Annotated in this window: 24 protein-coding genes; 15 read left to right on the forward strand and 9 right to left on the reverse strand. The window is 67.5% G+C overall.

What is annotated here, in order from left to right; translation table 11 throughout:
• Nucleotides 1-24 precede the first annotated feature (24 nt).
• The 4 genes from Pmi06nite_RS16500 to Pmi06nite_RS16515 all read left to right on the forward strand — a co-directional run bounded on the left by Pmi06nite_RS16500 (nt 25) and on the right by Pmi06nite_RS16515 (nt 3627).
• Nucleotides 25-1323, forward strand: a complete 1299-nt coding sequence (locus Pmi06nite_RS16500; RefSeq protein WP_203953854.1) for a hypothetical protein — start codon at nt 25-27, stop codon at nt 1321-1323.
• Between the two features lie 181 nt (nt 1324-1504).
• Nucleotides 1505-1960, forward strand: coding sequence for a DivIVA domain-containing protein (locus Pmi06nite_RS16505; protein WP_203953855.1), 456 nt, complete (start codon nt 1505-1507; stop codon nt 1958-1960).
• A 117-nt stretch (nt 1961-2077) separates the two neighbouring features.
• Entirely contained in the window at nt 2078-2536 is a 459-nt protein-coding gene (locus Pmi06nite_RS16510) for a hypothetical protein (RefSeq protein WP_203953856.1), read from the forward strand.
• Nucleotides 2537-2577: 41 nt separating this feature from the next.
• Nucleotides 2578-3627: a phosphotransferase enzyme family protein gene (locus Pmi06nite_RS16515; protein ID WP_203953857.1), complete on the forward strand. Its 1050-nt coding sequence runs from the start codon at nt 2578-2580 to the stop codon at nt 3625-3627.
• Nucleotides 3628-3693: 66 nt separating this feature from the next.
• On the opposite strand, the gene Pmi06nite_RS16520 is transcribed toward Pmi06nite_RS16515, so the two are convergent.
• Both Pmi06nite_RS16520 and Pmi06nite_RS16525 read right to left on the reverse strand, forming a co-directional pair.
• Entirely contained in the window at nt 3694-4572 is an 879-nt protein-coding gene (locus tag Pmi06nite_RS16520; protein WP_203953858.1) for a hypothetical protein, read from the reverse strand.
• Nucleotides 4569-4889 carry a PadR family transcriptional regulator gene (locus Pmi06nite_RS16525; RefSeq protein ID WP_203953859.1) on the reverse strand — a complete coding sequence of 107 codons (321 nt, stop codon included), beginning with the start codon at nt 4887-4889 and terminating at the stop codon, nt 4569-4571. Before Pmi06nite_RS16525 ends, Pmi06nite_RS16520 begins: the two co-directional genes overlap by 4 nt.
• Before the next feature lie 114 nt (nt 4890-5003).
• On the opposite strand from Pmi06nite_RS16525, the gene Pmi06nite_RS16530 reads away from it, so the two are divergent.
• The 7 genes from Pmi06nite_RS16530 (at nt 5004) to Pmi06nite_RS16560 (ending at nt 10650) form a co-directional block, all read left to right on the forward strand.
• A complete protein-coding gene (locus Pmi06nite_RS16530; RefSeq protein WP_203953860.1) occupies nt 5004-5939 on the forward strand; it encodes an amidohydrolase family protein in 936 nt (311 codons plus the stop codon).
• A 115-nt stretch (nt 5940-6054) separates the two neighbouring features.
• On the forward strand, nt 6055-6648 hold the full coding sequence (locus Pmi06nite_RS16535; protein ID WP_203953861.1) for a DinB family protein: 594 nt from the start codon (nt 6055-6057) through the stop codon (nt 6646-6648).
• Between the two features lie 77 nt (nt 6649-6725).
• On the forward strand, nt 6726-7499 hold the full coding sequence (locus tag Pmi06nite_RS16540) for a maleylpyruvate isomerase N-terminal domain-containing protein (RefSeq protein ID WP_203953862.1): 774 nt from the start codon (nt 6726-6728) through the stop codon (nt 7497-7499).
• A 191-nt stretch (nt 7500-7690) separates the two neighbouring features.
• Nucleotides 7691-8239, forward strand: a complete 549-nt coding sequence (locus Pmi06nite_RS16545) for a hypothetical protein (protein ID WP_203953863.1) — start codon at nt 7691-7693, stop codon at nt 8237-8239.
• Nucleotides 8240-8300: 61 nt separating this feature from the next.
• On the forward strand, nt 8301-9239 hold the full coding sequence (locus Pmi06nite_RS16550; protein WP_203953864.1) for an aldo/keto reductase: 939 nt from the start codon (nt 8301-8303) through the stop codon (nt 9237-9239).
• 161 nt (nt 9240-9400) lie between these two features.
• Complete coding sequence (locus Pmi06nite_RS16555) at nt 9401-10282, forward strand: hypothetical protein (protein ID WP_203953865.1); 882 nt, start codon at nt 9401-9403, stop codon at nt 10280-10282.
• Entirely contained in the window at nt 10279-10650 is a 372-nt protein-coding gene (locus Pmi06nite_RS16560; RefSeq protein ID WP_239113961.1) for a GntR family transcriptional regulator, read from the forward strand. Before Pmi06nite_RS16555 ends, Pmi06nite_RS16560 begins: the two co-directional genes overlap by 4 nt.
• 384 nt (nt 10651-11034) lie before the next feature.
• Here Pmi06nite_RS16560 and Pmi06nite_RS16565 read toward each other — a convergent pair whose 3' ends face one another.
• From Pmi06nite_RS16565 to Pmi06nite_RS16580, 4 genes are all read right to left on the reverse strand, one after another.
• Complete coding sequence (locus tag Pmi06nite_RS16565; protein WP_203953866.1) at nt 11035-11652, reverse strand: hypothetical protein; 618 nt, start codon at nt 11650-11652, stop codon at nt 11035-11037.
• Between the two features lie 202 nt (nt 11653-11854).
• Nucleotides 11855-12460: a GNAT family N-acetyltransferase gene (locus Pmi06nite_RS16570; RefSeq protein WP_203953867.1), complete on the reverse strand. Its 606-nt coding sequence runs from the start codon at nt 12458-12460 to the stop codon at nt 11855-11857.
• Nucleotides 12461-12685: 225 nt separating this feature from the next.
• The gene (locus tag Pmi06nite_RS16575; protein WP_203953868.1) at nt 12686-13579 is read right to left on the reverse strand and encodes a hypothetical protein; all 894 of its coding nucleotides are present in this window, start codon (nt 13577-13579) and stop codon (nt 12686-12688) included.
• 6 nt (nt 13580-13585) lie between these two features.
• On the reverse strand, nt 13586-14101 hold the full coding sequence (locus Pmi06nite_RS16580) for a SigE family RNA polymerase sigma factor (RefSeq protein WP_239113962.1): 516 nt from the start codon (nt 14099-14101) through the stop codon (nt 13586-13588).
• Between the two features lie 125 nt (nt 14102-14226).
• Here Pmi06nite_RS16580 and Pmi06nite_RS16585 point away from each other — a divergent pair, with 125 nt between their 5' ends.
• Nucleotides 14227-14859: a hypothetical protein gene (locus Pmi06nite_RS16585; RefSeq protein WP_203953870.1), complete on the forward strand. Its 633-nt coding sequence runs from the start codon at nt 14227-14229 to the stop codon at nt 14857-14859.
• 41 nt (nt 14860-14900) lie between these two features.
• Here Pmi06nite_RS16585 and Pmi06nite_RS16590 read toward each other — a convergent pair whose 3' ends face one another.
• Nucleotides 14901-15320 carry a nitroreductase family deazaflavin-dependent oxidoreductase gene (locus Pmi06nite_RS16590; protein ID WP_203953871.1) on the reverse strand — a complete coding sequence of 140 codons (420 nt, stop codon included), beginning with the start codon at nt 15318-15320 and terminating at the stop codon, nt 14901-14903.
• A complete protein-coding gene (locus Pmi06nite_RS16595) occupies nt 15317-15940 on the reverse strand; it encodes an NAD(P)-dependent oxidoreductase (protein WP_203953872.1) in 624 nt (207 codons plus the stop codon). The genes Pmi06nite_RS16590 and Pmi06nite_RS16595 overlap by 4 nt, the downstream gene beginning before the upstream one ends.
• Before the next feature lie 103 nt (nt 15941-16043).
• On the opposite strand from Pmi06nite_RS16595, the gene Pmi06nite_RS16600 reads away from it, so the two are divergent.
• Nucleotides 16044-16430 carry a winged helix-turn-helix transcriptional regulator gene (locus Pmi06nite_RS16600; RefSeq protein ID WP_203953873.1) on the forward strand — a complete coding sequence of 129 codons (387 nt, stop codon included), beginning with the start codon at nt 16044-16046 and terminating at the stop codon, nt 16428-16430.
• A 373-nt stretch (nt 16431-16803) separates the two neighbouring features.
• Here Pmi06nite_RS16600 and Pmi06nite_RS16605 read toward each other — a convergent pair whose 3' ends face one another.
• Nucleotides 16804-17379 (reverse strand): hypothetical protein, encoded by a 576-nt coding sequence (locus Pmi06nite_RS16605; RefSeq protein WP_203953874.1) that lies wholly within the window; start codon nt 17377-17379, stop codon nt 16804-16806.
• An 872-nt stretch (nt 17380-18251) separates the two neighbouring features.
• Here Pmi06nite_RS16605 and Pmi06nite_RS16610 point away from each other — a divergent pair.
• Both Pmi06nite_RS16610 and Pmi06nite_RS16615 read left to right on the forward strand, forming a co-directional pair.
• Nucleotides 18252-18509, forward strand: coding sequence for a helix-turn-helix domain-containing protein (locus Pmi06nite_RS16610; protein WP_203953875.1), 258 nt, complete (start codon nt 18252-18254; stop codon nt 18507-18509).
• A 510-nt stretch (nt 18510-19019) separates the two neighbouring features.
• On the forward strand, nt 19020-19595 hold the full coding sequence (locus tag Pmi06nite_RS16615; protein WP_203953876.1) for a hypothetical protein: 576 nt from the start codon (nt 19020-19022) through the stop codon (nt 19593-19595).
• Nucleotides 19596-20713: the final 1118 nt, after the last annotated feature.

Raw genomic sequence — 20713 nt, forward strand, 5'->3', positions numbered from 1 at the left:
GTCGCATACGGCAGACTTCGAGTCATGCCCGCACCTGACGTGGCCGCTCTCCTCGCCGAGCTGGAGCGCGCCGAGCCGGACACCGCCGACGCGGCACGTGTGGCCGTCGAATGGCTGACCGGCGGCGAAGCGCTGGAGACCATCAGCCAGCTCGATGTGTGCGAGTTCCTCTGGTACACGTTGCCGATCAAGGTCTCGGGCGACCGGCCGACCATCGCCCGGGCACTCGGAGAGCTCCTCCGCCTCGGCGGAATGGGACGGTACGCCGCGTTGTGCGACTCCCCCCTCACGGCCGACATCCTCCGTGTCTACGCCCGGGACGGCGAGGAGGCGGGTGCCACCGCCTACCACCAGGCGCTGGAGGAGACGGGGGTGCTGCCGCCCAATGTCGCGGAGCTCTCCTGGAGCTCGATCATGGGGCCGGAGGAGCTGGGCGCGCACCTCGCCTGCGCCGCCGCTCTGGAGCTCGCCATCGTGTCGGGTGACCCGATCGACCGCATAGTGCTGACCACCCGCTGGCTGACCTCCCCTCGGCCCGAGCTCGGCGGCGACTGCTGGCTGCACCGGGTCCACGGGGAGCGGCTCAACCGCTGGGTCCTCGGACGCGGCAGCGCCCGCCGTGAGCTGGCCCAGCCCTTCGAGGTACGGCTGCACGCCCCCGTGCCTGCGCCGGCGGGCACGCATCTCGAGCCGCTCCGCTGGCTTTTGGCCCTCGCGGTGAAAGGCGCGCCGCTGACGGAGAGGTTCAACCTCACCCGGGCACTCGTCCTGGACGCCGTCGACCGTTTCGGCTGGGACGCCATGAGCACCCGGTCGGTGCGGAGCGAGGCCGACGTCCCCGCGCTGACCACCCTGAAGGAGATCGCCGTCCACGAACTCGGGGCGCTGAGCCGTACGGGCCGAAGGCTCGAGCTGACGCCCGCGGGACGCGCGCTGCTCGACGACCCGGAGGCGTTGTGGAGTGAGGCGGCCGCCTCGCTGCTGCTCCCGGCCCGGGGCGAGCACGACTTCGAGATCTCCATCCGCGAGTCGGCTCTGATGTTGCTGGTGGACAACGGGCCGTTGCCGTACCGGGAGCTGAGCGAACGCGTCGCCGACGTCGTCAACGGCGAGGGGTGGCGCACGGCCGAGGGCGGCCAGGTTGCCCCGCCCGACCTGGCGGCGCCGCTCGGCGAGCTCCAGCGCCGTCTCGACGCCCTGGCCCTGCGCGCCGACTGCTCGTGGGACGCACCCTGGCGGCTGACCGAGGTCGGCCGCTCCGCGTCGCTCGCCGCGCTGCGTGCCCGGGCGCTGCGGCCCCGGCAGTACGCCGGCATGGGCTGAGCGGCCCTGACGCCGATCTCCTGCCGCTCCGGTATGGACAGCGCACCAAAACAGTCGTACACCGTACAATCCGATCATTTCGCCAGCGGAACGGCGGTCGCCATGGCACCATCGTGGCGGCGCCGCGCGCGCGGATGTGAGTCGTCATCGCCCTGTGGCGGAGAGATGGGCCGGTCATCTGATGAACGAAGAATTCGATGTGGTCCTCCGGGGTTATGACCGGAAGCAGGTGGACGCGTTCTTCGAGCGACTCGACGCGAGTGCCGTCACCGCCGAAGAGTTGCAGAAGCCGTCGTTCCGCGTGGCGATGATCGGCTATGACCGGCACCAGGTGTGGGACGCCGTCGAGGACCGTTTCGCGGGCCCGGATGGAGAGGCCGAGGCTCACGCTGTCGTCGCTCCCGCGCAACCCCTGCCCGGCGGGCCGGCGAGCGGCAGGGAGTTCGACGTGGTGCTCCGGGGTTATGACCGCCACCAGGTCAACGTGGTCCTGGCGCGAGTCGACGCCGGCACCATCACCGCCGAAGAACTGCGCCAGAGTTCGTTCACGGTCGCGATGCGCGGTTACGACCGGCATCAGGTGTGGGACGCCATCAAGGGCTTCGCCAAGGCGCTCGAAGACGGCGCAGAGGAATAGACCCCGCCGTACGGCTTCCGCGTCGTGCGGGGAAGACGACCCGGCTGAGTACGCACGCACGGAGATTTGAGCGTTCGCACTCAGGCGCTCACGCGCCGCCGCGCCGAGGATCGCGGCATGCGCGAGTTCCTGAAAGCGATCTGCTGGCTGGCGGCGGTGACCTTCGGTCTCCCCGGCCTGTGCCTGCTGCTGTGGACGTTCCTGTCGGCTGACGGCCCCACCGGCGAGTTCGCCCTGTTCTACGGCATCTTCCTGGTGGTGGAGTTCATCGCCGCGGCGTTGCTCGTGGTGGTTCTCTCCGCGATCCGGATGTGGTCCGCTCCGCCGCGTGCCTTCCTCTCGATCGGTGCCGTCTACCTGGCATCACTGTTCACGCCTCTGGTCGACACCATGGCCCGCTATCCGCTGTACGTCGTCGAATGCGGGGGCGCTCCGGTCGTGGTGACCGACTTCGCCGCCGCTTACACCTATCGGGTTCTCGGGGACGAGGGATATTCGGTGACCCCGTTGGATACCGGTTTCTTCTGCACGCCCCAGGAGGCGGAACATCTCCGCTACCGCCACTCCCCTGTCTGAACGCCTCTCCATGAGAGAGATCTCCCCGATGAGGAGTTCCCATGAGCCCCGCCGTGCGAGCCGTACGGCCGTATGAGGAACTCGGCCGCACCGGTCAGGTCCGCAGGATGCGGCGGCTGGCGCAGGTCGCGGTCGAGGCGTATCCCGTCGAGACCGTGCGGATCACGCCGCTGATGCGCGGATACAACACGACGTTCCGGATCGACACCGCCGGCGGCGGGCGTCATGTCCTGCGGATCCAGCGGACCGGCGGGCCCACGGCCGAGATGGTCCGCTCCGAGATGACCTGGCTCGCGGCGCTGCGCCGTGACACGGACCTCGTGGTTCCCGAGCCGGTGCCCACGCGCGACGGCGACCTCCTGACCGTCGCCGAGTCCGACGGCGTTCCCGGGGCACGAAGCTGCGTGCTGTACCGATGGGTCCACGGAAGGTTCGTCGACGATCGGCTGACCCCCGCGCATCTCGAGCGGGTCGGCGTGCTCATGGCTCGCCTGCAGTCGCACGGCGCCCGGTTCGGCGCTCCCGATGGATTCCACCGCGGCCCGGTCGACCACGTCACCTCGTTCGGGCGCACCCAGGACGACGGCCTCTCACCCGAGGTGGCCGCACGTGCCGCGACGCTCGTCGACGACGTGCACCGGGCCGGTGGCGGACCGATCGTCCGGGCGACGATCGAGCGTGCCCGGGCGGCACGCGACTCGCTCGGCGGTGACCCGGAGGTGTCCGGGCTGATCCACGCCGACCTCCACCAGGAGAACTACCTGTTCCGGCAGGGCGAGGCCCGCGCCATCGACTTCGACGACTGCGGCTACGGGCCGTACGTCTACGACCTCGCGGTGACGCTCGGCGAGCTGAAGCGCAGGCCCGACTATCCGGGCCTGCGCTCCGCCCTGCTGTACGGCTACCGCAGCGTCCGGCCGCTGGCCGCGGAGCACGAGCGGCTGATCGACGTCTTCATCGCGTTGCGGGCGGTCCAACTGATGATGTGGACGGTCGAGCACCGGGATCAGCCGATGTTCCGGAAGACATGGGACGCGTCGGCGACTCGGACGCTGGAGTGGTTGAGAACATTTCTGGACCGCGACGCCTGAGCCGGCGGGGTGAACCTGCTCGCCCCGGCGCCGCGAGGTAGACGACGAATCGGTCGCGCGGCGGGCTCAGACCTTCTGCCTGGTGCGCCGGGCCACCACGAACGACGCGAACACGAGCAGGGTGAGCAGGCCCCAGTAGGCGAAGCCCTTTCTGCCGTGCATGGACAGGTTCTCGCCCAGGTATGTCAGGCCGGGGATCAGGTAGACGGCCGCCGCGAGGGCCCACCTGGCGTCCCTGACCGCGACCGTGGCCCAGAGCGCGGCACTGAGCACCAGCACCTCGACACCCGCCCGGAAAAGCATCCAGGGCAACATGCCGTCGTAGTACGGGTAGACGAACTGGAACCCCCAGCAGAGCGCCGGAATCAGGAGCCACGCCCACGATCGGACGGGGAGACCCTTCCCTGGCCGTACCGCGAGCACGGCCAGGCCGGCGACGATCACCCAGTAGGGAATCATGTTCGATGCTTCGACATAGGTCGGACCGAAGTCGGCCACCTGCCACGCGTCGCCATGCAGGACCAGGAGACGGCTGGCCTCGAGCGCGGCGATCAGAGCAAGGGGAAGTGCCAGCCGCACCCATCCACGGATGATCGCCACCATCAGCACGACCGCGCCGAGCGTCCAGATCGGCCGGACGGCATACCCCGGGGACGGCCAGACGTAGATTGTCATCGCGAATGTGGTCGTCGCGACGGCGAGCACGCCCAACTGCAGCCCGTCCACCCACCAGGGCGCCCCCGCGGCCCTGGCGTTTCTCGCACGGGCGGCGAACCCCCCGGCGATGAGGGCGAACGTCTCCCGGAGCGCGGGACGGCGGGCCTCAGGATCGGACGCCGCCATCAGCGTCCCGATGAGCTCCTCACCGTGCCACTGGCGATAGACCTTCGGATAGGCCCGGAGCAGGTTGCGGTAGCGCCGTTCCAGCGCGGCCGTCGCGCTCATGCGCCCATCACCGCGATCTGGCCCGTGACGACCCTGGCGGCCTGCTGGAGGCGCACCGCCTCCTGGCGGACGGCGACGACGCCGTCCTCGGTGATCCGGTAGTAGCGTCTCGGCCGGCCGTCGACGACCTCCTCCCTGTCCAGCACCACCAGGCCGGCCTCAGTGAGCCGGTCGAGCGCGCCGTACAGGGTGCCGACGGCGAGTTTCACTCTTCCGGCCGACTGATCACCCGCACGTTTGATGATCCCGTAGCCGTGAAGCGGGGCTTCGAGGAGTGCGGCGAGTATGAAGTACGTCGCCTCCGTCATCTTGGTCATGGACGGGACCATATATCGGGACCCGATATATGGTCCAGCGTTTTCGGCCGAATGCCGTCCCGGAGGCACCCTGACAGCGAGCGGCCCGAACCGCCACGGCTAGCGTGTGGCGTTATGACGGAGGCGACCCGACGGGCCATCCCCCTTCCGGACGATCATGCTCACGGCGATGCGCAGGCGGACGTGGCGCCCGTGATCGCATTCTGGCGGGACCTCGGCCTCCCTGGCCTGATCGACGTGCACACCCATTTCATGCCGGAGCGCGTGCTCGCCAAGGTGTGGGCCTACTTCGACTCCGCCGGGCCTCTGGTGGGCCGCGACTGGCCGATCTCCTACCGGCTCGCGGAGGAGGACCGGGTCGAACGCCTCCGGGCCTTCGGCCTGCGCGCGTTCACCTCGATGCTCTATCCCCACAAGCCCGACATGGCGACGTGGCTGAACTCCTGGTCCGCCGACTTCGCCGCCCGCACCCCCGACTGCCTGCACACCGCGACGTTCTTCCCCGAACCAAGCGCCACGCAGTACGTGACGCGCGCGATCAAGTCGGGCGCCCGTGTGTTCAAGGCGCATCTCCAGGTGGGCGCCTACGACCCGAACGACCCGCTGCTCGACGAGGTCTGGAGCCTGCTGGAAGACCAGGGCATCCCGGTCGTGACGCACTGTGGTTCCGGCCCGGCCCCCGGTCCGCACACCGGCCCGGAACCGATCGCCGCCCTGCTCGCCAGGCACCCCGGGTTGCGGCTGGTCATCGCCCACATGGGGACCCCCGAATACGCCGAGTTCCTCGCGCTGGCCGGCCGGTACCCGCGGGTCCACCTGGACACGACGATGGCCTTCACCCGATTCACCGAGGAGACCGCACCGTTCCCGCGCGAGGCGATCCCGCGCCTGCTGGACCTCCAGGACCGCATCCTGCTCGGCACCGACTTCCCCAACATCCCCTACCCGTACGGCGAGGCCCTGCGGGCACTGGCCGACCTGGATCTCGGGGACGACTGGCTGCGCGACGTCTGCCACGACAACGCCGCCAGGCTCTTCACGATCGGCTGAGCCCCTCCTGGCCGGAGGACTCGTTGTCACTCAGCCGGTCATCGAGACTCCGACTTTTCGCCGCGAACTCCCGTACGGTGCTTGTTTCGACCTTGAAGGAGCCGAGGAGTTCACCATGACGGTCACCGCCGACGACTTGGACGCCGCGATCTCCCATGCAGCCGCCGCCCTCGGCCCGGCTGCCGATCGCGACTGGTCCGTGCAGGCGGGCACGTTGGAGTGGAGCTGCCGGCAGACGGCCGAGCACATCGGCGACTGCTTGATGTCATACGCCGGCCAGATCGTGGTCCGGCCCACCGGCAGGTACGTGCGATTCATGGCCGACGCCGACGAGGAGGCCTCCCCTGCCGAGGTGCTGGAGTTCGCCGAGGCCGGTGGACGCATCCTGGTGGCGACGGTGCGCACGGCCTCGCCGCATGTGCGGGCATACCACCCCTCCGGGATGGCCGATCCTGAGGGCTTCGCCGCCATGGGGTGCGTTGAGGCGCTGCTCCATGGCCAGGACATCGCGCAGGGTCTCGGCCTCCCGTTCGAGCCTCCACGCGATGTGTGCGCACGCGTACTCGCTCGACTGTTCCCGCAAGCCACCGCCGATGCCGGCGCCGTCGACCCGTGGCGCGCGCTGCTGTGGTCCACGGGGCGCATCGAGTTGCCCGGCCTTGCGCGACTGCGGGAATGGCGGTGGCACGGCGCCCCGCTGAGCGATTGAACCGCAGCCGGCAGGGAGAGCGCGCGCCCGCTGGAAACTCGGTTCAGAATTCCGGGCGCGGCTGGTTCGATGGGCGGATGGACTTCTCCCGGCTTCTCAGCTGTCTTGAGGACGACTTCGCCCTGTTGCGTACCGCCGTCGTCAGTGCCGATCCGTCGGCACGCGTACCGTCGTGCCCTGACTGGTCCGCCGGCGACCTCGCGCGACACGTCGCGGAGGTCTACCTGCACAAAGCCGAGTGCATCCGCCTCGGGGCCTTCCCCGAGGAGTGGCCGCCCGGAGTACTCGACTCCGATCCTGTGACCTCTCTGGACAGGGCCCATGCGGTGTTGTCCGGGCAGTTCTCCGCGCACTCTCCGGCCGACCCCGCGGCCACGTGGCACGAGCCCGATCAGACCGTCGGCTTCTGGATCCGCCGCATGGCTCAGGAGACGGTGATCCATCGCATCGACGCCGAGCTCGCGGCCGGGCGGCCCGTGTCCCCGATCCCGGACGATCTCGCCCTCGACGGTGTCGACGAGGTCCTGAAGCTCTTCTTGGGCTACGGAAGCACCCGCTGGCTGGACGACTTCGGCACCCTTCTCGACGACCCGGACGAGCGCCCGGTCACGGTCTCCACGAGCCACCACGCCTGGACGCTGACGGCCGTGGCCGGCGAGGGCGCACAGCCCGGCCATGTGGACGTGAAGGACGCGGCCACGGGCTTCGACGGAGAAGCGCTGGTGAGCGGGGACGCGGCCCCGCTCCTCCGCTGGCTCTGGAACCGGGACGACGACGCGTCCGTCCGCATCTCCGGCGACGCGGCCCTGCTGAAGCAGTTCCACGCCCTGCGAACCGCCGCCACGCAGTGAATCGGCCTCCGGCTTCGATCGAGATCCCATGCAGCCACGACCGCTCCTTCTCGGGAGCGGATGATCTCTTCAAGCCGTAAGGCGTTCAGAAGATCAGAAAGGCCGGTTCCAGTGATCGGAACCGGCCTCTGACATTGGCGGAGCCATGGGGGCGCTCGGCGAGGATATGGCGACATAGGCCAGTTCTTGGCATGTCATACGGCAAGATCGCGCTCATGGGCTTCTGGGGAGTATTCGTGGTTGCGCGGACTGAAGCGCCGCTCATCAGGCTGGATGCTCTGAAGAGCTATGACGGTCGTCCACATGAGTGCGCACGTCCGCTGGATGGCTGGCAGATCTGGCAGTTGGATGCGGTGGAGTCATTGCCGGATCCGCCCGACCTCGCGGTGAATCTCGCTCACGAGACTGGCGGCCCTGCCCTTGTGGGATTCGTGTTCGACAGCGACTGCATGGGAGTCGATGCCTACAGTCGCAGCACCGGCTCATGGGCGACCTGCCTGGACCGACAGAACATGGACGCGTACTACCGGCTCGACGGCCTGGCGGTCGATGACTGTTACCTCTCGTGCGAGAAGTCCGCGGAAGAGGCGGTGAAGTGGGCAGCCGACGCCGGATACCGCGTTCCCGCCGAACCCATCGCAGAAGTGCTCCGGAGCAGGTCTGACCCATTCGCCGAGGATCTCTTCTTCGAATTCGTCCAGCGATTGGGGATCCCGTACCCGGCCGACGAGAGTGAGTAGCGGCTACTTCCACGCGGAGCGACTCGGCCGGAAACGGGATTCGGCTGCCAGGATGATCTATATGAAATACATCCCCCTCGCCCTGGGCACCATCCCGTTCGGCACCGTCCTCGACGACAGGGACGTGTTCGCGATCCTCGATCGGTTCGCCGAGGCCGGAGGCACCCTGCTGGACACCGCGAACAACTATCCGTTCTGGACCGAGGGTGCCACCGGCGACGAGAGCGAGCTGTCCATCGGCCGCTGGCTGGCCGCACGGGGCAACCGCGACCGGATGGTGCTGAGCACCAAATGCGGCGCTCGGCCGACCGTTCCCGGCGACCGGACCATGAACTCCGCAGAAGGCCTGTCCGCCGCGACGATCGCCGCGGCCGCCGAAGGCAGCCTGAGGCGGCTCGGCACCGATCACATCGACGTGTACTGGGCCCACATCGAGGACCGCGCCGTTGCTCTGGAGGAGACCCTGGGCGCCTTCGCCGCACTGGCGGAGGCGGGCAAGGTCCGCGAGATCGGCGCGAGCAACGTGGCGGCCTGGCGCCTGGAGCGTGCCCGTGCCACCTCGCGGGCAGGCGGCCGGCCGCTCTACACCAACGTGCAACTCCGCCACACCTACCTGCGGCCCCGGCCCGGAGTGCGGCTGCCCGAGTCCGGCCACGTCCTGGCCCAGGACGACATGCTCGACTACCTGCGCTCGGAGCCCGACCTGACCCTGTGGGCGTACAACACGCTCATGGCCGGCGCCTACACCCGCGAGGACCGGCCGATCCCGGAGGCCTACGACCACCCCGGCACCGTACGCGGGCTCGCCGTTCTACGGGAGATCGCGCGCGAGCTGGACGCAACCGTCAACCAGGTGGTGCTGGCCTGGCTGATCGGCGGAGACGTCACGACGGTTCCCATCGTGGGCGTGAGCTCCCTCGCTCAGCTGGACGAGGCCCTGGGCGCCCTGGACATCAGGCTCGACGATGAACACCGCGCCCGCCTGGACGCCGCCCGCTGATTCACTAGGAACCCCGGCGGGGCCACGGTTCGGCCCGGTGGGGAGGTCATGGGCAGGTGACAGGAGCGTCGCCGGCCGGTGCGGGTTTGTATCAATAACTTGCCACAAGTGGGCCGAATTGGGCATTGTTTGTATCGTCTGGTTGATACAAAGGAGCCGCAGTGGCCGCCGCGATCCCCCTGGCCTTCACCGTGTTGCTGGTGCTGGTGTCCGTGCTCCTCGCAGCGCTCGTCTCATCGACCCGGGCGGTGGCGTCTCCCAGCGGTGTCGATTCCGGGTTGCGCACCACGGCGAGGCGCCTCCTGTGGGCCAGGCTCGCGGGGCTGGGTCTCGGGCTCACGGCGTCCTGGCTCGTCCTGAATTGGGACGGCCTCGGTCGCGGGCCGTTGCTCGCGACCCCCGCCCTGGGCCTGGGCATCCTGTTCGGCACGCTGACGGGAGAGGCCGCCGCACCGCGGCCGCACGGGGCGGTCCGCGGCGCGTCATTGGAGATCAGGACGGCCCGTGATTACCTGTCCAGGTTTTCCGCGCCGCTGGCCGGCGCACTCTCGCTGGTCACCGTCGTCCTGCTGGCCGTCACCACCGCCACGGCGAGCGCCGACGACATGGGCCGTCCCGGCCGGGTGCTGGCCGCGGACAGCCCGGACGGAACCGTGCGCAGTGCGGTAAGCCCGTGGCCAGGCTGGTTCTACGCCTGGCCGTTGCTGTCCGTGCTCGCGGTCGCGTTCCTGCTCTCCGCGCTGGTGGTCCACCGAGTCGTACGACGCGGACGCCTGGACCTCGACGCGGCGGCGAAGGCCCTGGATGACGCACAGCGAGCGCACTCGGCCCGTGTGGTCACCGCGGCCTACGGCATCTGCGTGGCCCTGCCGCTGACGGGAATCGCCGTCGTCGCCGGAGACGCTCTCCACCGGCAGAGCGAGTTCATCGGCTGGGCCACGGCCGGAACGTGCGCACTCCTGGGCGTCGCCGTCCTCTCTGCGTGTTCGGCCGTCTGGTACCTGGCCGAACTGCTCTCCCGTCCGGGGATCACGCCGTCGTGATCAAGGTAGATGTCACCAGTCCCTCGCCGCCGTACGAGCAGATCCGGGCACAGCTCGCGGAGCTGATCCGGTGCGGGGTGGTGAGCGTGGGCACTCGTCTGCCCCCGGTTCGCCAACTCGCCGCCGACCTGGGTCTGGCCACGGGCACGGTGGCACGGGCGTACAGGGAGCTGGAACGGGCCGGTTACGTCAGCGGGAAACGCGGTGGTGGCACCCGGGTGCTGCCACAGCCCGAGCCCCAGATGACGCGAGCGGACCTGATCGAACGGCACGCCCGCGCCTACCTCAGCGAAGTCGCCCGGCTCGGCGGCTCGGCCGAGGAAGCGGTCGAGGCCGTCCGGGCGGCCGCGCACGCCGACCCTCTCTGACGAGGTACGGCGTGGCGCCGTGGAATTCGAACCAGAGCGCGGGCCCCACCACGTCCAAATCGAGGTGACAGCATGCGTCGAACCCGTTAATTTCGACCCTTCTTGATGTTCCTCCTCAAATGGAGCCTTACATGGGGAGCAACGAGATCGACGTCGACGAGCACGCCGTGCGGGGCCGTGGCCGATCCCGCGGCCGTCGCGAGCCTGCGCGACTGGTTCACCCAGATGGGCATCCCCGCCGACTACCGCCCTCCGATGCCAGCCAACGGCTGACCGGACGATCCCGCTTGCTCGGTGTTCTTTCACCAATTCGGCGGGGGCGAGGGAGCTGTCGCGTGTGACTTCCGATGGCGATCCCCCTGCTCCCGCCTCGGGTCCAGATCGCTATTTCGGCAGAAGCGCCAGAACGGCGCGGTCGGAGTTCAGCTCTGCCAGGCGCAGTTGGATTGTGTTGATGCGTCCTGGTCTGTCGGTGGTCAGCGACATCTCTGCTTCGTCACGGCAGCGACCGTTGGTGCAGGCGCTATTGACGCTGACATTCCGTCCTTCGACATGGAGCCCGCCCGAGGAGCCTTGGAGAGCCAGCCTGATCTCGTCTCTCCCAAAGGATTTGACGGTGATCGCGTCCAAACCGAACTTGGCATCGATCTTCAGCCGGTCACCCGGCCGGACCTCCACTTCACAGTCGGCGTCCTTGCACGCCGCAAGGTCGGTCCCGTTGGACGCTTTCGGCAACGCCGGCGAAGTGGACGTCTCCTGCGGCAGTGGTGACGCCTGCCCCGCCCCGGGTGTCGGCGCCGAGTCGCTCGACGCGGCGGCGGATCGCCGCGTCGGCGCCTCGCCCGAGCCGCAGCCGGCGAGCAACGCGACCGCCGCGACGGCGGCGGCGAACCGAACGAGGCTGACATGGGCAGGAGTGGTCAGTCTGGTCCGCATGACAGCCTTTCGGGAATCCAACAGAACGAAATCGGCTATTACCGGCAATCCATCCGGCCATGCCACAGCGGAACTCTTCCCCACGTCCGCACTGGGTGCATCTCACCGATGGACGGGTTTCCTTCCCCATACCCGACGACCGAATCCGAGGTGCGCTCGTTGGCGGTAGGGCACCTCGTCGCAGACAGCGGGTTCACCGGTTTCTCGTACGGCCGGCGCTCGCCGCGCGCTCTTCGAGATCCCGGACCCAGATGATCGCCGGCTGCGGCTAGAAGTCGATCCGCATCACGACGCGCCTGGGCGTAGGCCTGCTGACCTCGGCGAACCCGGCGGCGGCGAAGATGCTTCTGCTGCCGACGTAGAGCTCTCCCCAGGCCACCTCCTGCCCCGGCTGCGTGATCATCGGATAGCCCTCGATGGCACGGGCGCCGCGCTCCCGCGCGAAGTCGACGGCACCGAGCGCGAGCGCGCGGCCGACGCCGCGGCGCCGGAAGCCCGAGCGAGTGACGAAGCAGGTCACGGCCCAGACGCCGTCATCGGTCTTGTCTTCATCGCGGCCGGTCCACGGGACCCGGGCGCGCAGCAGACGCTCGTACGCTGTGCGCGGTTCGACCGCGCACCAGCCGACGGGTTCGCCGTCGAGGTAGGCGACAAGGCCGCTCGTCGTACGAGCCTTGGGGTCATCGCAGCCGGTCTGCTCGCGCAGCCGCTCGGCGCGTTCCTCAACGGGAACCGATTTCCACTGGAAGTCCCGGATCTTGAAGTACTGGCACTGGCACCTCGACGCATCGCCGCGCGCGCCGAAGACGGCCCGCAGGTCGTCCCAGCTCGCCTCGTTGGCGGGCACGATGGAGATCCCGGTATCCGCCGTCATTCTTGTCGTGTCCGCCATCACCGCACCGTTCCTCCCGATTCGGCCGAGCCCGCTCGGCCGACAACGATGAAGAGGCTGCCCGCGCCGTACGAGGGCGTCAACTCGGACCTTTCGCTGGGGAAACGGCCCGGAGCCGGCTGGCAGACACGACAAAGCTGCCCGCGACCCGTCGGGTTCGCGGGCAGCTCATCAAGGGAATGGGCCCGTGGCCGTCGCGGAGTATGCCTACTTGGCCTTGACCACGTCGGCGGGACGCTTCACCTTCACCTTGACGCCGTAGTCGAACAGCTCGAGCGTCGCGGTGAACGTGCCCGTGTCGAGCCGGCCCTTCGCCGTCGTCTGCCACCGTCCGGCGAGTGCCACCTTCGCGATCCGGCCGTCGGCGTCGAGGGTGACGTCGCCGGACGTGGTGCTCGAGCCGACCTTGGACTTCGCGGCGTACTCGAAGTGCAGCGTGCCGTCGGGGTTCTCCGCAGTGGTCGCGTTCGCGCTCTTCAGCGCCTTGAACAGCGCCGCCGGGTCGGGCTCCGCGGCGCCCAGAACGGTGTCCGGGTCGCCGTAGAGGGACAGCCGGTCGTACTTGCCCGGGTACTGGCCGTAGCGGCCGTACGTCTCGCCGGGGCCCTTGTCGGCGGGCAGCGGGCCCAGCGGCGGTTCCCCGCCGACGTACCTGGTGCCGTTTATCAGCAGCTCGGTGATGACCGAGTCGTCCTGCGGCTGACGGACGTACCCGGTCGCCGTCTTCGGGTCGAACGCACCCTCATACGTCAGTCCGCCCTGCCCCGACTGATTGCCGGTCTTCAGCCGCATCCGGTAACTGATGTTCTCGCTGGCGGTTACGGCCGAGGCCAGTTCCATGGCCGGCGAGGTCAGTTTCAGCGGCGACGTCGGCTCGGCCGTGACGCCAGGCCGGACCTGCGCCGGGCCCGTCGCGACGGTCGCCGCCGTGGCGACGCCCAGCGCCAGCACCGCGCACGTCGCACCGGCCACAGCGGTCGTGCGCCGGCGACGTGCGCGCCGGCCGCGTTCGAGCAGCATCCCGGTCGGGGGCGCGGAGTCCGGCTCACCGTCGACGATGCCGTGCAGCCGGTTGGCGAGTCGCTCATCAAGTGTGTTCATGGCAGGTCACCTGCTTCTTACGTTGGAGGGTTGATCGACAATGTGGCGAAGCTTGTCCAGGGCGCGAGCGTTCTGGCTCTTGACCGTGCCCACCGAGCAGCCCAGAACCTGGGCGACCTCGCGCTCAGACAGGTCCTCGTAGTGGCGCAGCACCACGACCGCGCGCTGTCGCGGTGGCAGCGACCGCAACGCCGCGTGCAGAGCGACGGCCTCGGGATCGACGCCGTTCGGGGGTGCGGCCCGGTCGGGGACCTCCGCGACGAGGCTTTCGCGGCGACGCCGTCGCCACATGGACGTGTGGTTGTTGACCAGGACCCGGCGCAGGTAGGCGTGCAGATCGTCGAGCCGCGACAGCCGCCGCCACCGCTCGTACACCTTGACCAAGCTGTCCTGCAGCAGTTCCTCGGCGCGCCACCGGTCGCCGGCGAGCAGCACGGCCAGCCGCATGTGGCGCTGCCAGGCCACCTCAACGAATGCCACGTACGACTCGTCCGCCGACGGTGGCTTGGTTTGGTCTGTCACGCTCCTACCACGAGGCTGCGGCGCAAAAGGTTGCCTCGGGTGGCCGCCCGATTCGTCCGCGCTCATATGAGGGATTGTTAGCCTGAGCCGGGTAGGCCTGCTTTGCAGGACCACAGGGAGATGCGATGCGCGCAGCGGGGACCCGGATGCTGGCCTGCGTGACGCTGCTCGCGACCGCGGTGGCGTGTGGCCAGGAACGACCGGTCGCGCGAGCGACCGTCACCCCGTCCGCGCAGATTCGCACGCCCACGCCGAACCCGTCGCCGCCGGGCGGCGACGAACCGCGTGAAAGCGACGTCGAGGGGTCGGATCCCCGTTGGTTCGAGGGCGAAGTAGGGCTCGCGGACGGTCGCCGGGTGGCGATGCACTACCGGCGTGGTGAAGGGCTGTTCGAGCAGCACTACAACCCGAAAGCCGGGGAATGGACGAAGCCACACCTGATCTACCGGACGAAGACCGACGCCTGCCAGAGCATCAAACTCCAAGCCAGGGGCGGCACGGTCACGGCGATCGCGAACTTCGGCCGCTACTGCGCGGACGGCGAGCCGCCAACGGAGTCCATCGCCGCGGTGGGGCTGGGAGACCTGCGCGAATGGGATCACCATCTCACCAAGAACTTCGACGGCTGGAAGCGCGCCGATATCACCGATGACGGCAGGAAGGCCACCTTCGTCCTCAAGTCCACAGTGCTCCAGAGCACGCTCGTCTGGACCTCGACCGGCGGCTTCTCCGACCCCGTGTTCAAGTATTCCGGCTGACCTCCGCCATACCGGTCTGACACGGATGGCCGCGGCCGGCGTTAGACGCGTTCCAGGAGAACCACGGGGATCTCGCGGGTGGTTCGCTCCTGGTAGGCCGCGTACTGCGGCATGGCCGACACGATCAGGCGCCACAGATGTGGGCGCTCTGCCTCAGCGGCAGGGCGCGCTCGTGCGGTGAAGGTCTCCGTACCGACCTGCACGGTGACATACGGGTCGGCGAGCAGGTTCAGGTACCAGGCCGGGTGGTGGTTTGCGCCGCGGTTTGAGGCCGCCAGGACGTAACGGTCGCCGTCGCGTCCGTAGACCAGTGCAGTGCGGCGCAGCTCACCCGTTTTCCGGCCCCGGGTCGTCAGCAACAGGTCGTTCACGCCCGGCCGTGGTCGGCCGCCGGTCTCCTCGAAACGGCGGATGTGCTCGGCGACCCAGGGGTTCGGATTGTCGTGGACCTCGGGCATCATGCCTCCCGGACGCTGATGGCGGCGCGGTGGTGGGAGGGCGCGTCGATCTCGTCGAGCAGTGCGATCGCGAAGTCCGCGTATGTGATCCGGCTGGCTGGGTCGCCATGATCGGCGACCAGGTACCGGCCGGTGCGCGTGCCGTCATGGTTGAAGTCGCCTGCGGGCGCCACGTACGCCCAGTCGAGGTCACGGGTCCGAAGCTCATCGAGGCCTGCGGCGTGGCCGAGGTAGAAGGAGCGGTACTCGTTGGGGTAGCCGGGCTCGTCCATCAGGGGAGCGCCGGAAGCACCGGGCATGATCGATGCGAGGCCGACCACCACCAGGCGGGGCACGCCCGCCTTCGCCAGGCCGGTGGTCAGGGCACAGGCCGACGTGGTGAAGAAGTCGTGGGGTGGCACGGACAGGTCCACGGCGGCGCTGATGGCGGCGTCATGCCCGGCGGCGGCATGCTCGATGCTCACCGGGTCCGTGACGTCGCCGGCCACTACCCGCACGTCGGACAGGTCATTGTGGCTTGCGGGGTCGCGCACCACCGCGGTGACCTGGTGGCCGCGGCGACGCGCCTCCGCGACCGCCTGCAGGCCAGCCCGGCCACCCGCGCCGAAGACCACGATGTTCATGGTGAACCGCCTCTCACCAGGGCCGGATCCCCTTGTTTCCGGCCGTTTCCCGGAAGCTATCCGGGGCCGCGGTTACCACCGGGATACCGGTTATCGTGAGGCCATGAGGGAACCCCTGCCCGCCGACATGTTCGACGAGCTGTGTCCGTCCTCGCTCAATCCGATCCGATTCGGCGACAAGTGGGCGCCCCTCGTCATCCGCTGCCTCGAGCACGGGCCGCGCCGGTTCTCCGAGCTACGCGTGCCGCTGAACCGCGTCACTCCCAAGGTCCTCACCCAATCGCTTCGGTCCCTCGAACGGGACGGCCTGGTCAAGCGCACCGTCTACGCCCAGGCCACCCCACATGTCGAGTACGAGCTGACTCCGCTCGGCCGCAGCATGCTCGAACCGATGGCGGTCGCCTGCGCCTGGGCTGAGGGGCACTGGGACGAACTGCTCGACGCCCGTGAGTCGTACGACAACGCCGCTCACCTCGATCGCGCCGGCTGACCCGGCGGCCACGGCCCCCGCGCAAAGGAAGATCGGCCCGAGGCTCCTTGAACGGCTCCTGAGCAGCAAAAAGGCCCGCCAGGCGTTCACCTGGCGGGCCTTTCGTCATGGTGGAGCTATGGGGATTTGAACCCCAGACCCCTTCGATGCGAACTATTGGCAAGCCCCCGGTGCAAGGCCTTCGCCCGCGCTGAGGTGTGGGATTGGGTTCGGCCCGCGCCGGTGTTGTGCGGTCCTGTTGCTGTATTTCTCTGCTGTACACAGCTTCGGCTTGGCAGACCTGGACGGGGTGCTTTGGCGCTTGTCTGCCTGGGCTGCGCCGACCGTCAGCCGTGGCCAACGCGAGCGTCGACGTACCTTCGACAAGTCGTGATCACCTACGTTCAGCAGCCTGTGAGTCCCACCAGCGTGGCAATTCATCATCAGGTGTGTCTGGGCTGGCGAAGTAGAACGGCACGCCAAGGCTGCGGGCTACCGCCTGGCCTTTCTCGACAGCCTCGGCGGCTTCCGGCCAAGGAGGAACAGCACCGTTTAACAAGCGCAGGTCACCCCCGCGACTAAACAGCGCCAGTGGCTGCTCGTCGAAGCGGTGATGTTCCCTGCCCGGTCGTTGCACGATCGCGAACAGTCGCACAAACCAGCCCTGCGTATCGCCGTCCCACAGCGCCTCAACCGCTACCACCGGGTCGGTGATCGCATTGACCGCCTCAACCATCTGCGGCACCTGGGCAGGCGGTTCTTCGGGATCGACCAATCCCTGCTCGGCCAACCACACGAATCGTTCCTGCAGCATGTCCTGTGCGTCATACAGCCCAGGCACAGGATCCAACCCGCCTTCGGAACGCAACAGCCGGATGGCTGCTATCAGGCGCCGACGACGAAGTTGCTCGTCAATCTGATCACGAACCTGTGGGGATAACGCCGCCCGCCACCCATCTCGCTCTTGCACACCAAGCAGTCTCGCCACCGCAGATCACGGGGTCGCAACACCGGTACGTTTCTAGCTCCTGATCCCCGGGTTCACGGCGCCACTGCCCAGCAGACAGGCCGGCGCGACACTGCGTCGACCCCTTCTATGCGAACCCGGGTTCAGCGTCCCAACCTGTGTCGGCGGATGTCAACGCACGCTGTCCAGCACGCTGCATTCACCATGCACTGCCGCTCGATGCAACACGGTCTCAGCCAGTTCGCTGACTTTCCACTGACTTCATTCGCTTCAAAAACCAGTCCGACGAACCCCGGATGGCTCTCGCCCTGTCCACCGACTGGTACAGAAGGCCGGGTTCAAATTCCGCACGCTCCCCACCTGCACGTATCCGTTCTGACCTACGGGCAACCTGCGCAAACGCTTACGTTCGTTGTCATCGTTTGCCAGCGCTTTCCGTAGCTACGTGCCCCCAAAGGGCCCGACCCCCTAAGCGTGGGTGCCCCCGCCGGTGGCGCAGACCATGCGCGGCTGGCCGCGCGGCGGCGCAGATCAGCCCCAAACAGCCCTCAGAGCTGTGCTACGGTCCCGCGTCTCCGAAGAAGGAGCCGCGCCGGTATGGCCGGAGCAGAACAAATTGCGGCCCATCACCAGTCGCGGCGCGGTATTCAAGCCGTCACTAGGTCGCCTAGTGAATGTTTCTGGAGCTGCGCGATGACAATTTGTAACGTCCGGGTATGTCGTGGAATCCCAGCAAGCACCCCAGGGACGCGCGTGGTCGCTTCACTCGAAAGGCTGGAGCAGGCGGCGGGCTGGCGATTATCGTACTGGTGGGCCTGTATGTCCTTGGCCAGTCACTGACTGCGCCCTCTGATGGGCAATCGCCTCGGCCATCGGTGTCGGCAACGGTCTCGCTCGAACAGCTAGTACGGCTGGGCCAGAATCTGCGGGCCGACCGGGAGTTCGGACAGCAGACGGTGGAGGAAGCCGCCAAGCTGGCCCACATATCGGAAGAGCGTCTGGTAGCGATCGAGGACGGTGCGGCGTCGGCGCCGACGGTGGACGAACTACGGCAGTTGGCCCACGTATACGCGCTGCCGCAGGATCTTCTGGAGAAGCGAATGACCGACGCGGGGCACGCCTCGGCACAGTGACCACGCAGTCGGGTGCCCTACCTCGCTATCAAGGACCATGTGCCCTGAATGTGCCCGATCTTGGCTAGCGGGGACAAACCCTAGGTCGCGGGTTGGCGGGCGGACGAGTCGGCCTGTAGGCCGGGTTTTGATTCTGCATGCTCGCTACCTGCAAGGCTTCACTCTCGACCGTAAGTGACCTGCGAAAACGCTTCCGTTCGTTGTCATCGCTTGCCAGCGCTTTCCGTAGCCATGTGCCCCCAAAGTGCCCCGCCCCGGTATGCCGCCGTGAACCACCTGACCGCGGTGCCGGCGTTGTCACGCACCCAACCTTCTGCTTACAAGGCAAGGGCAGGCTCCTCATAGATCGGTCGCAGCCCTGTTTGGTCGGTAGATGCGGGCGTTGGGGTGCCCTCGTGTACGACGGCGTTGCTGTATGGACTGCCACTGCTATGCGGGATCCCCGCACTCGTTGGAACTCTTTGGCCTCAGGAGTGCACACCTGGGTTCCCTTTCGAGCAGCATGGGCGTATGGACTTCTGGGCGGGTGTCATAGCTGGAGTCTTGGGGGCCTTCGTAGGCGGGTTCTTCACCGCTTGGGGTACACGCCTTCAAGTGCGTGGGGCACTTGAAGCTGTGCGATTAGAAATCCAGGCAACAGCCGTCGCAGATCGTAAGGCGCGACAGATCGCTTTGCAACGACAAGCATTAATTGAAATGTATAGGTCAATAGGGGATTGCCTGCACCTACTGGAGGTTGAGACCGAGAAGCATGAATACCACACAAGTGCGACAGAGTGTCAAATTATACCGACACCCGAATTGCTGCAAACACGAAGGGACCTTGAATGTACGTACTGGACCTACAACAACGAACTCGTGCCCGACAATGATTCAAATGCCACACCTGTCGACGATCTTACGCTTTTTTTGTCCATTCTATGCAGTAAGGATTCTGAAATGATGCAAGGCTATATAGACAAGGTTCCAGCAAAGCTTCGCCAGAACAATTGCGAATATCGTGTTGTAATGGACTGGGTGGGAGGAAGGACCGCTTTTAAGGCTTGGGAGTATCTCGGCGAAATTCGAAAAACAATCGACACCTAAGCCGCAATTCCGCGAGTGTCCATGGTCACCCATCGGCGTTGTCACGCAGTTGCTCACTCAGGCGGGCACCAGCACCTGGACCTCAGGTGGGGTTGAGGTCAGGTCGATTGCGCCGGACCTCTCCCCTCAGAGATCACTCGAGCTGCGTCGTCTCGAACTTCGTTCCATACTTCCAGGTCTTCAGCCTCGAATGCCTTGTCAAGCGCGCTGCGCACCTCGCTAACAGGGCGGCCCCGATGGGTAGTCCGAACGCCGTCAAACGCCCTCAGATACTTCTCCAGGCGCTCCCGAACATACGGCACGATGATGTCTTCGTCATAGCCACCGGCACCCGATATCTCCATACTCCAATTCGACCACGTCTCGCACACTTGTGCACGCGCGCGAGGGGTTTGACGAATCGTTGCGGTGGTGCTGAATCGGCGGGGCAAGATCAGTTTGGGGGGCAATTACACTGGCACGCTAATTCGGGAGGGGCACCGCCCCTGCCCGCGATTCTCCCTCCCATGCCCCCCAAGCTGATCTTGGAGGGGTCCCCGTCGATTTGGCTCCGAAACGATTCGGTGAACCCCGGCCCGCTGCTCGCCTCCTCCGCCTCTCTCCTCTTCTTCCCTTCGCCCATCGGCGCCTGTCGGTTTCCGGGTCTCATCGGCTCTGCGCGTGCCCATGACTATGACCGACCACCAAATCGGGAGACCTTCATCCGCACAAGCCGTAATGCCGTCAATCTGAGGCTCACGCCGCTTGTCGGCGTGGTGCGCGCCGCCGCCGGCGGGACCGGCCGAAGAGCCGCAGCCCGCCGGTGGGCGGGCACGCGACCAACAGGTAGACCTCGTGTCCGTGCCCATCTCGTGAGTGCGGGCCATGATGACAGCTCGTCAGCGCTGTGCTTCCCCTCGCTCGACCCCTCCGCGGTGCCACCGGAAGCAGCTCACCAAACAGCTCCTCCACCGATCCATCTCCCGGCGCGCCCGTCCCTCTTGCGGGCCGCCTCCCATCGGATCGTCGTGCCTGCCCCTCGACTTCCCCGCTCTTCCTCGCCGCAGCACCGATGCTCCGCCGAAGGCGGCTTGACCACGGATGGAAACTTGTAACAGCCCGGGCCACCTCAGGACTTG

The sequence above is a fragment of the Planotetraspora mira genome (assembly GCF_016863275.1).
In the GTDB taxonomy this organism is placed as follows: Bacteria; Actinomycetota; Actinomycetes; order Streptosporangiales; family Streptosporangiaceae; genus Planotetraspora; species Planotetraspora mira.

Coding starts and splice junctions, on each gene's coding strand:
- Pmi06nite_RS16545 (WP_203953863.1), top strand. CDS start 7,691: ATGTCATACGGCAAGATCGCGCTCATGGGCTTCTGGGGAGTATTCGTG.
- Pmi06nite_RS16520 (WP_203953858.1), bottom strand. CDS start 4,572: ATGAGCGCGACGGCCGCGCTGGAACGGCGCTACCGCAACCTGCTCCGG.
- Pmi06nite_RS16600 (WP_203953873.1), top strand. CDS start 16,044: ATGAGGGAACCCCTGCCCGCCGACATGTTCGACGAGCTGTGTCCGTCC.
- Pmi06nite_RS16615 (WP_203953876.1), top strand. CDS start 19,020: ATGGACTTCTGGGCGGGTGTCATAGCTGGAGTCTTGGGGGCCTTCGTA.
- Pmi06nite_RS16515 (WP_203953857.1), top strand. CDS start 2,578: ATGAGCCCCGCCGTGCGAGCCGTACGGCCGTATGAGGAACTCGGCCGC.
- Pmi06nite_RS16570 (WP_203953867.1), bottom strand. CDS start 12,460: ATGACGGCGGATACCGGGATCTCCATCGTGCCCGCCAACGAGGCGAGC.
- Pmi06nite_RS16540 (WP_203953862.1), top strand. CDS start 6,726: ATGGACTTCTCCCGGCTTCTCAGCTGTCTTGAGGACGACTTCGCCCTG.
- Pmi06nite_RS16595 (WP_203953872.1), bottom strand. CDS start 15,940: ATGAACATCGTGGTCTTCGGCGCGGGTGGCCGGGCTGGCCTGCAGGCG.
- Pmi06nite_RS16550 (WP_203953864.1), top strand. CDS start 8,301: ATGAAATACATCCCCCTCGCCCTGGGCACCATCCCGTTCGGCACCGTC.
- Pmi06nite_RS16510 (WP_203953856.1), top strand. CDS start 2,078: ATGCGCGAGTTCCTGAAAGCGATCTGCTGGCTGGCGGCGGTGACCTTC.
- Pmi06nite_RS16530 (WP_203953860.1), top strand. CDS start 5,004: ATGACGGAGGCGACCCGACGGGCCATCCCCCTTCCGGACGATCATGCT.
- Pmi06nite_RS16525 (WP_203953859.1), bottom strand. CDS start 4,889: ATGACCAAGATGACGGAGGCGACGTACTTCATACTCGCCGCACTCCTC.
- Pmi06nite_RS16505 (WP_203953855.1), top strand. CDS start 1,505: ATGAACGAAGAATTCGATGTGGTCCTCCGGGGTTATGACCGGAAGCAG.
- Pmi06nite_RS16575 (WP_203953868.1), bottom strand. CDS start 13,579: ATGAACACACTTGATGAGCGACTCGCCAACCGGCTGCACGGCATCGTC.
- Pmi06nite_RS16590 (WP_203953871.1), bottom strand. CDS start 15,320: ATGATGCCCGAGGTCCACGACAATCCGAACCCCTGGGTCGCCGAGCAC.
- Pmi06nite_RS16535 (WP_203953861.1), top strand. CDS start 6,055: ATGACGGTCACCGCCGACGACTTGGACGCCGCGATCTCCCATGCAGCC.
- Pmi06nite_RS16585 (WP_203953870.1), top strand. CDS start 14,227: ATGCGCGCAGCGGGGACCCGGATGCTGGCCTGCGTGACGCTGCTCGCG.
- Pmi06nite_RS16500 (WP_203953854.1), top strand. CDS start 25: ATGCCCGCACCTGACGTGGCCGCTCTCCTCGCCGAGCTGGAGCGCGCC.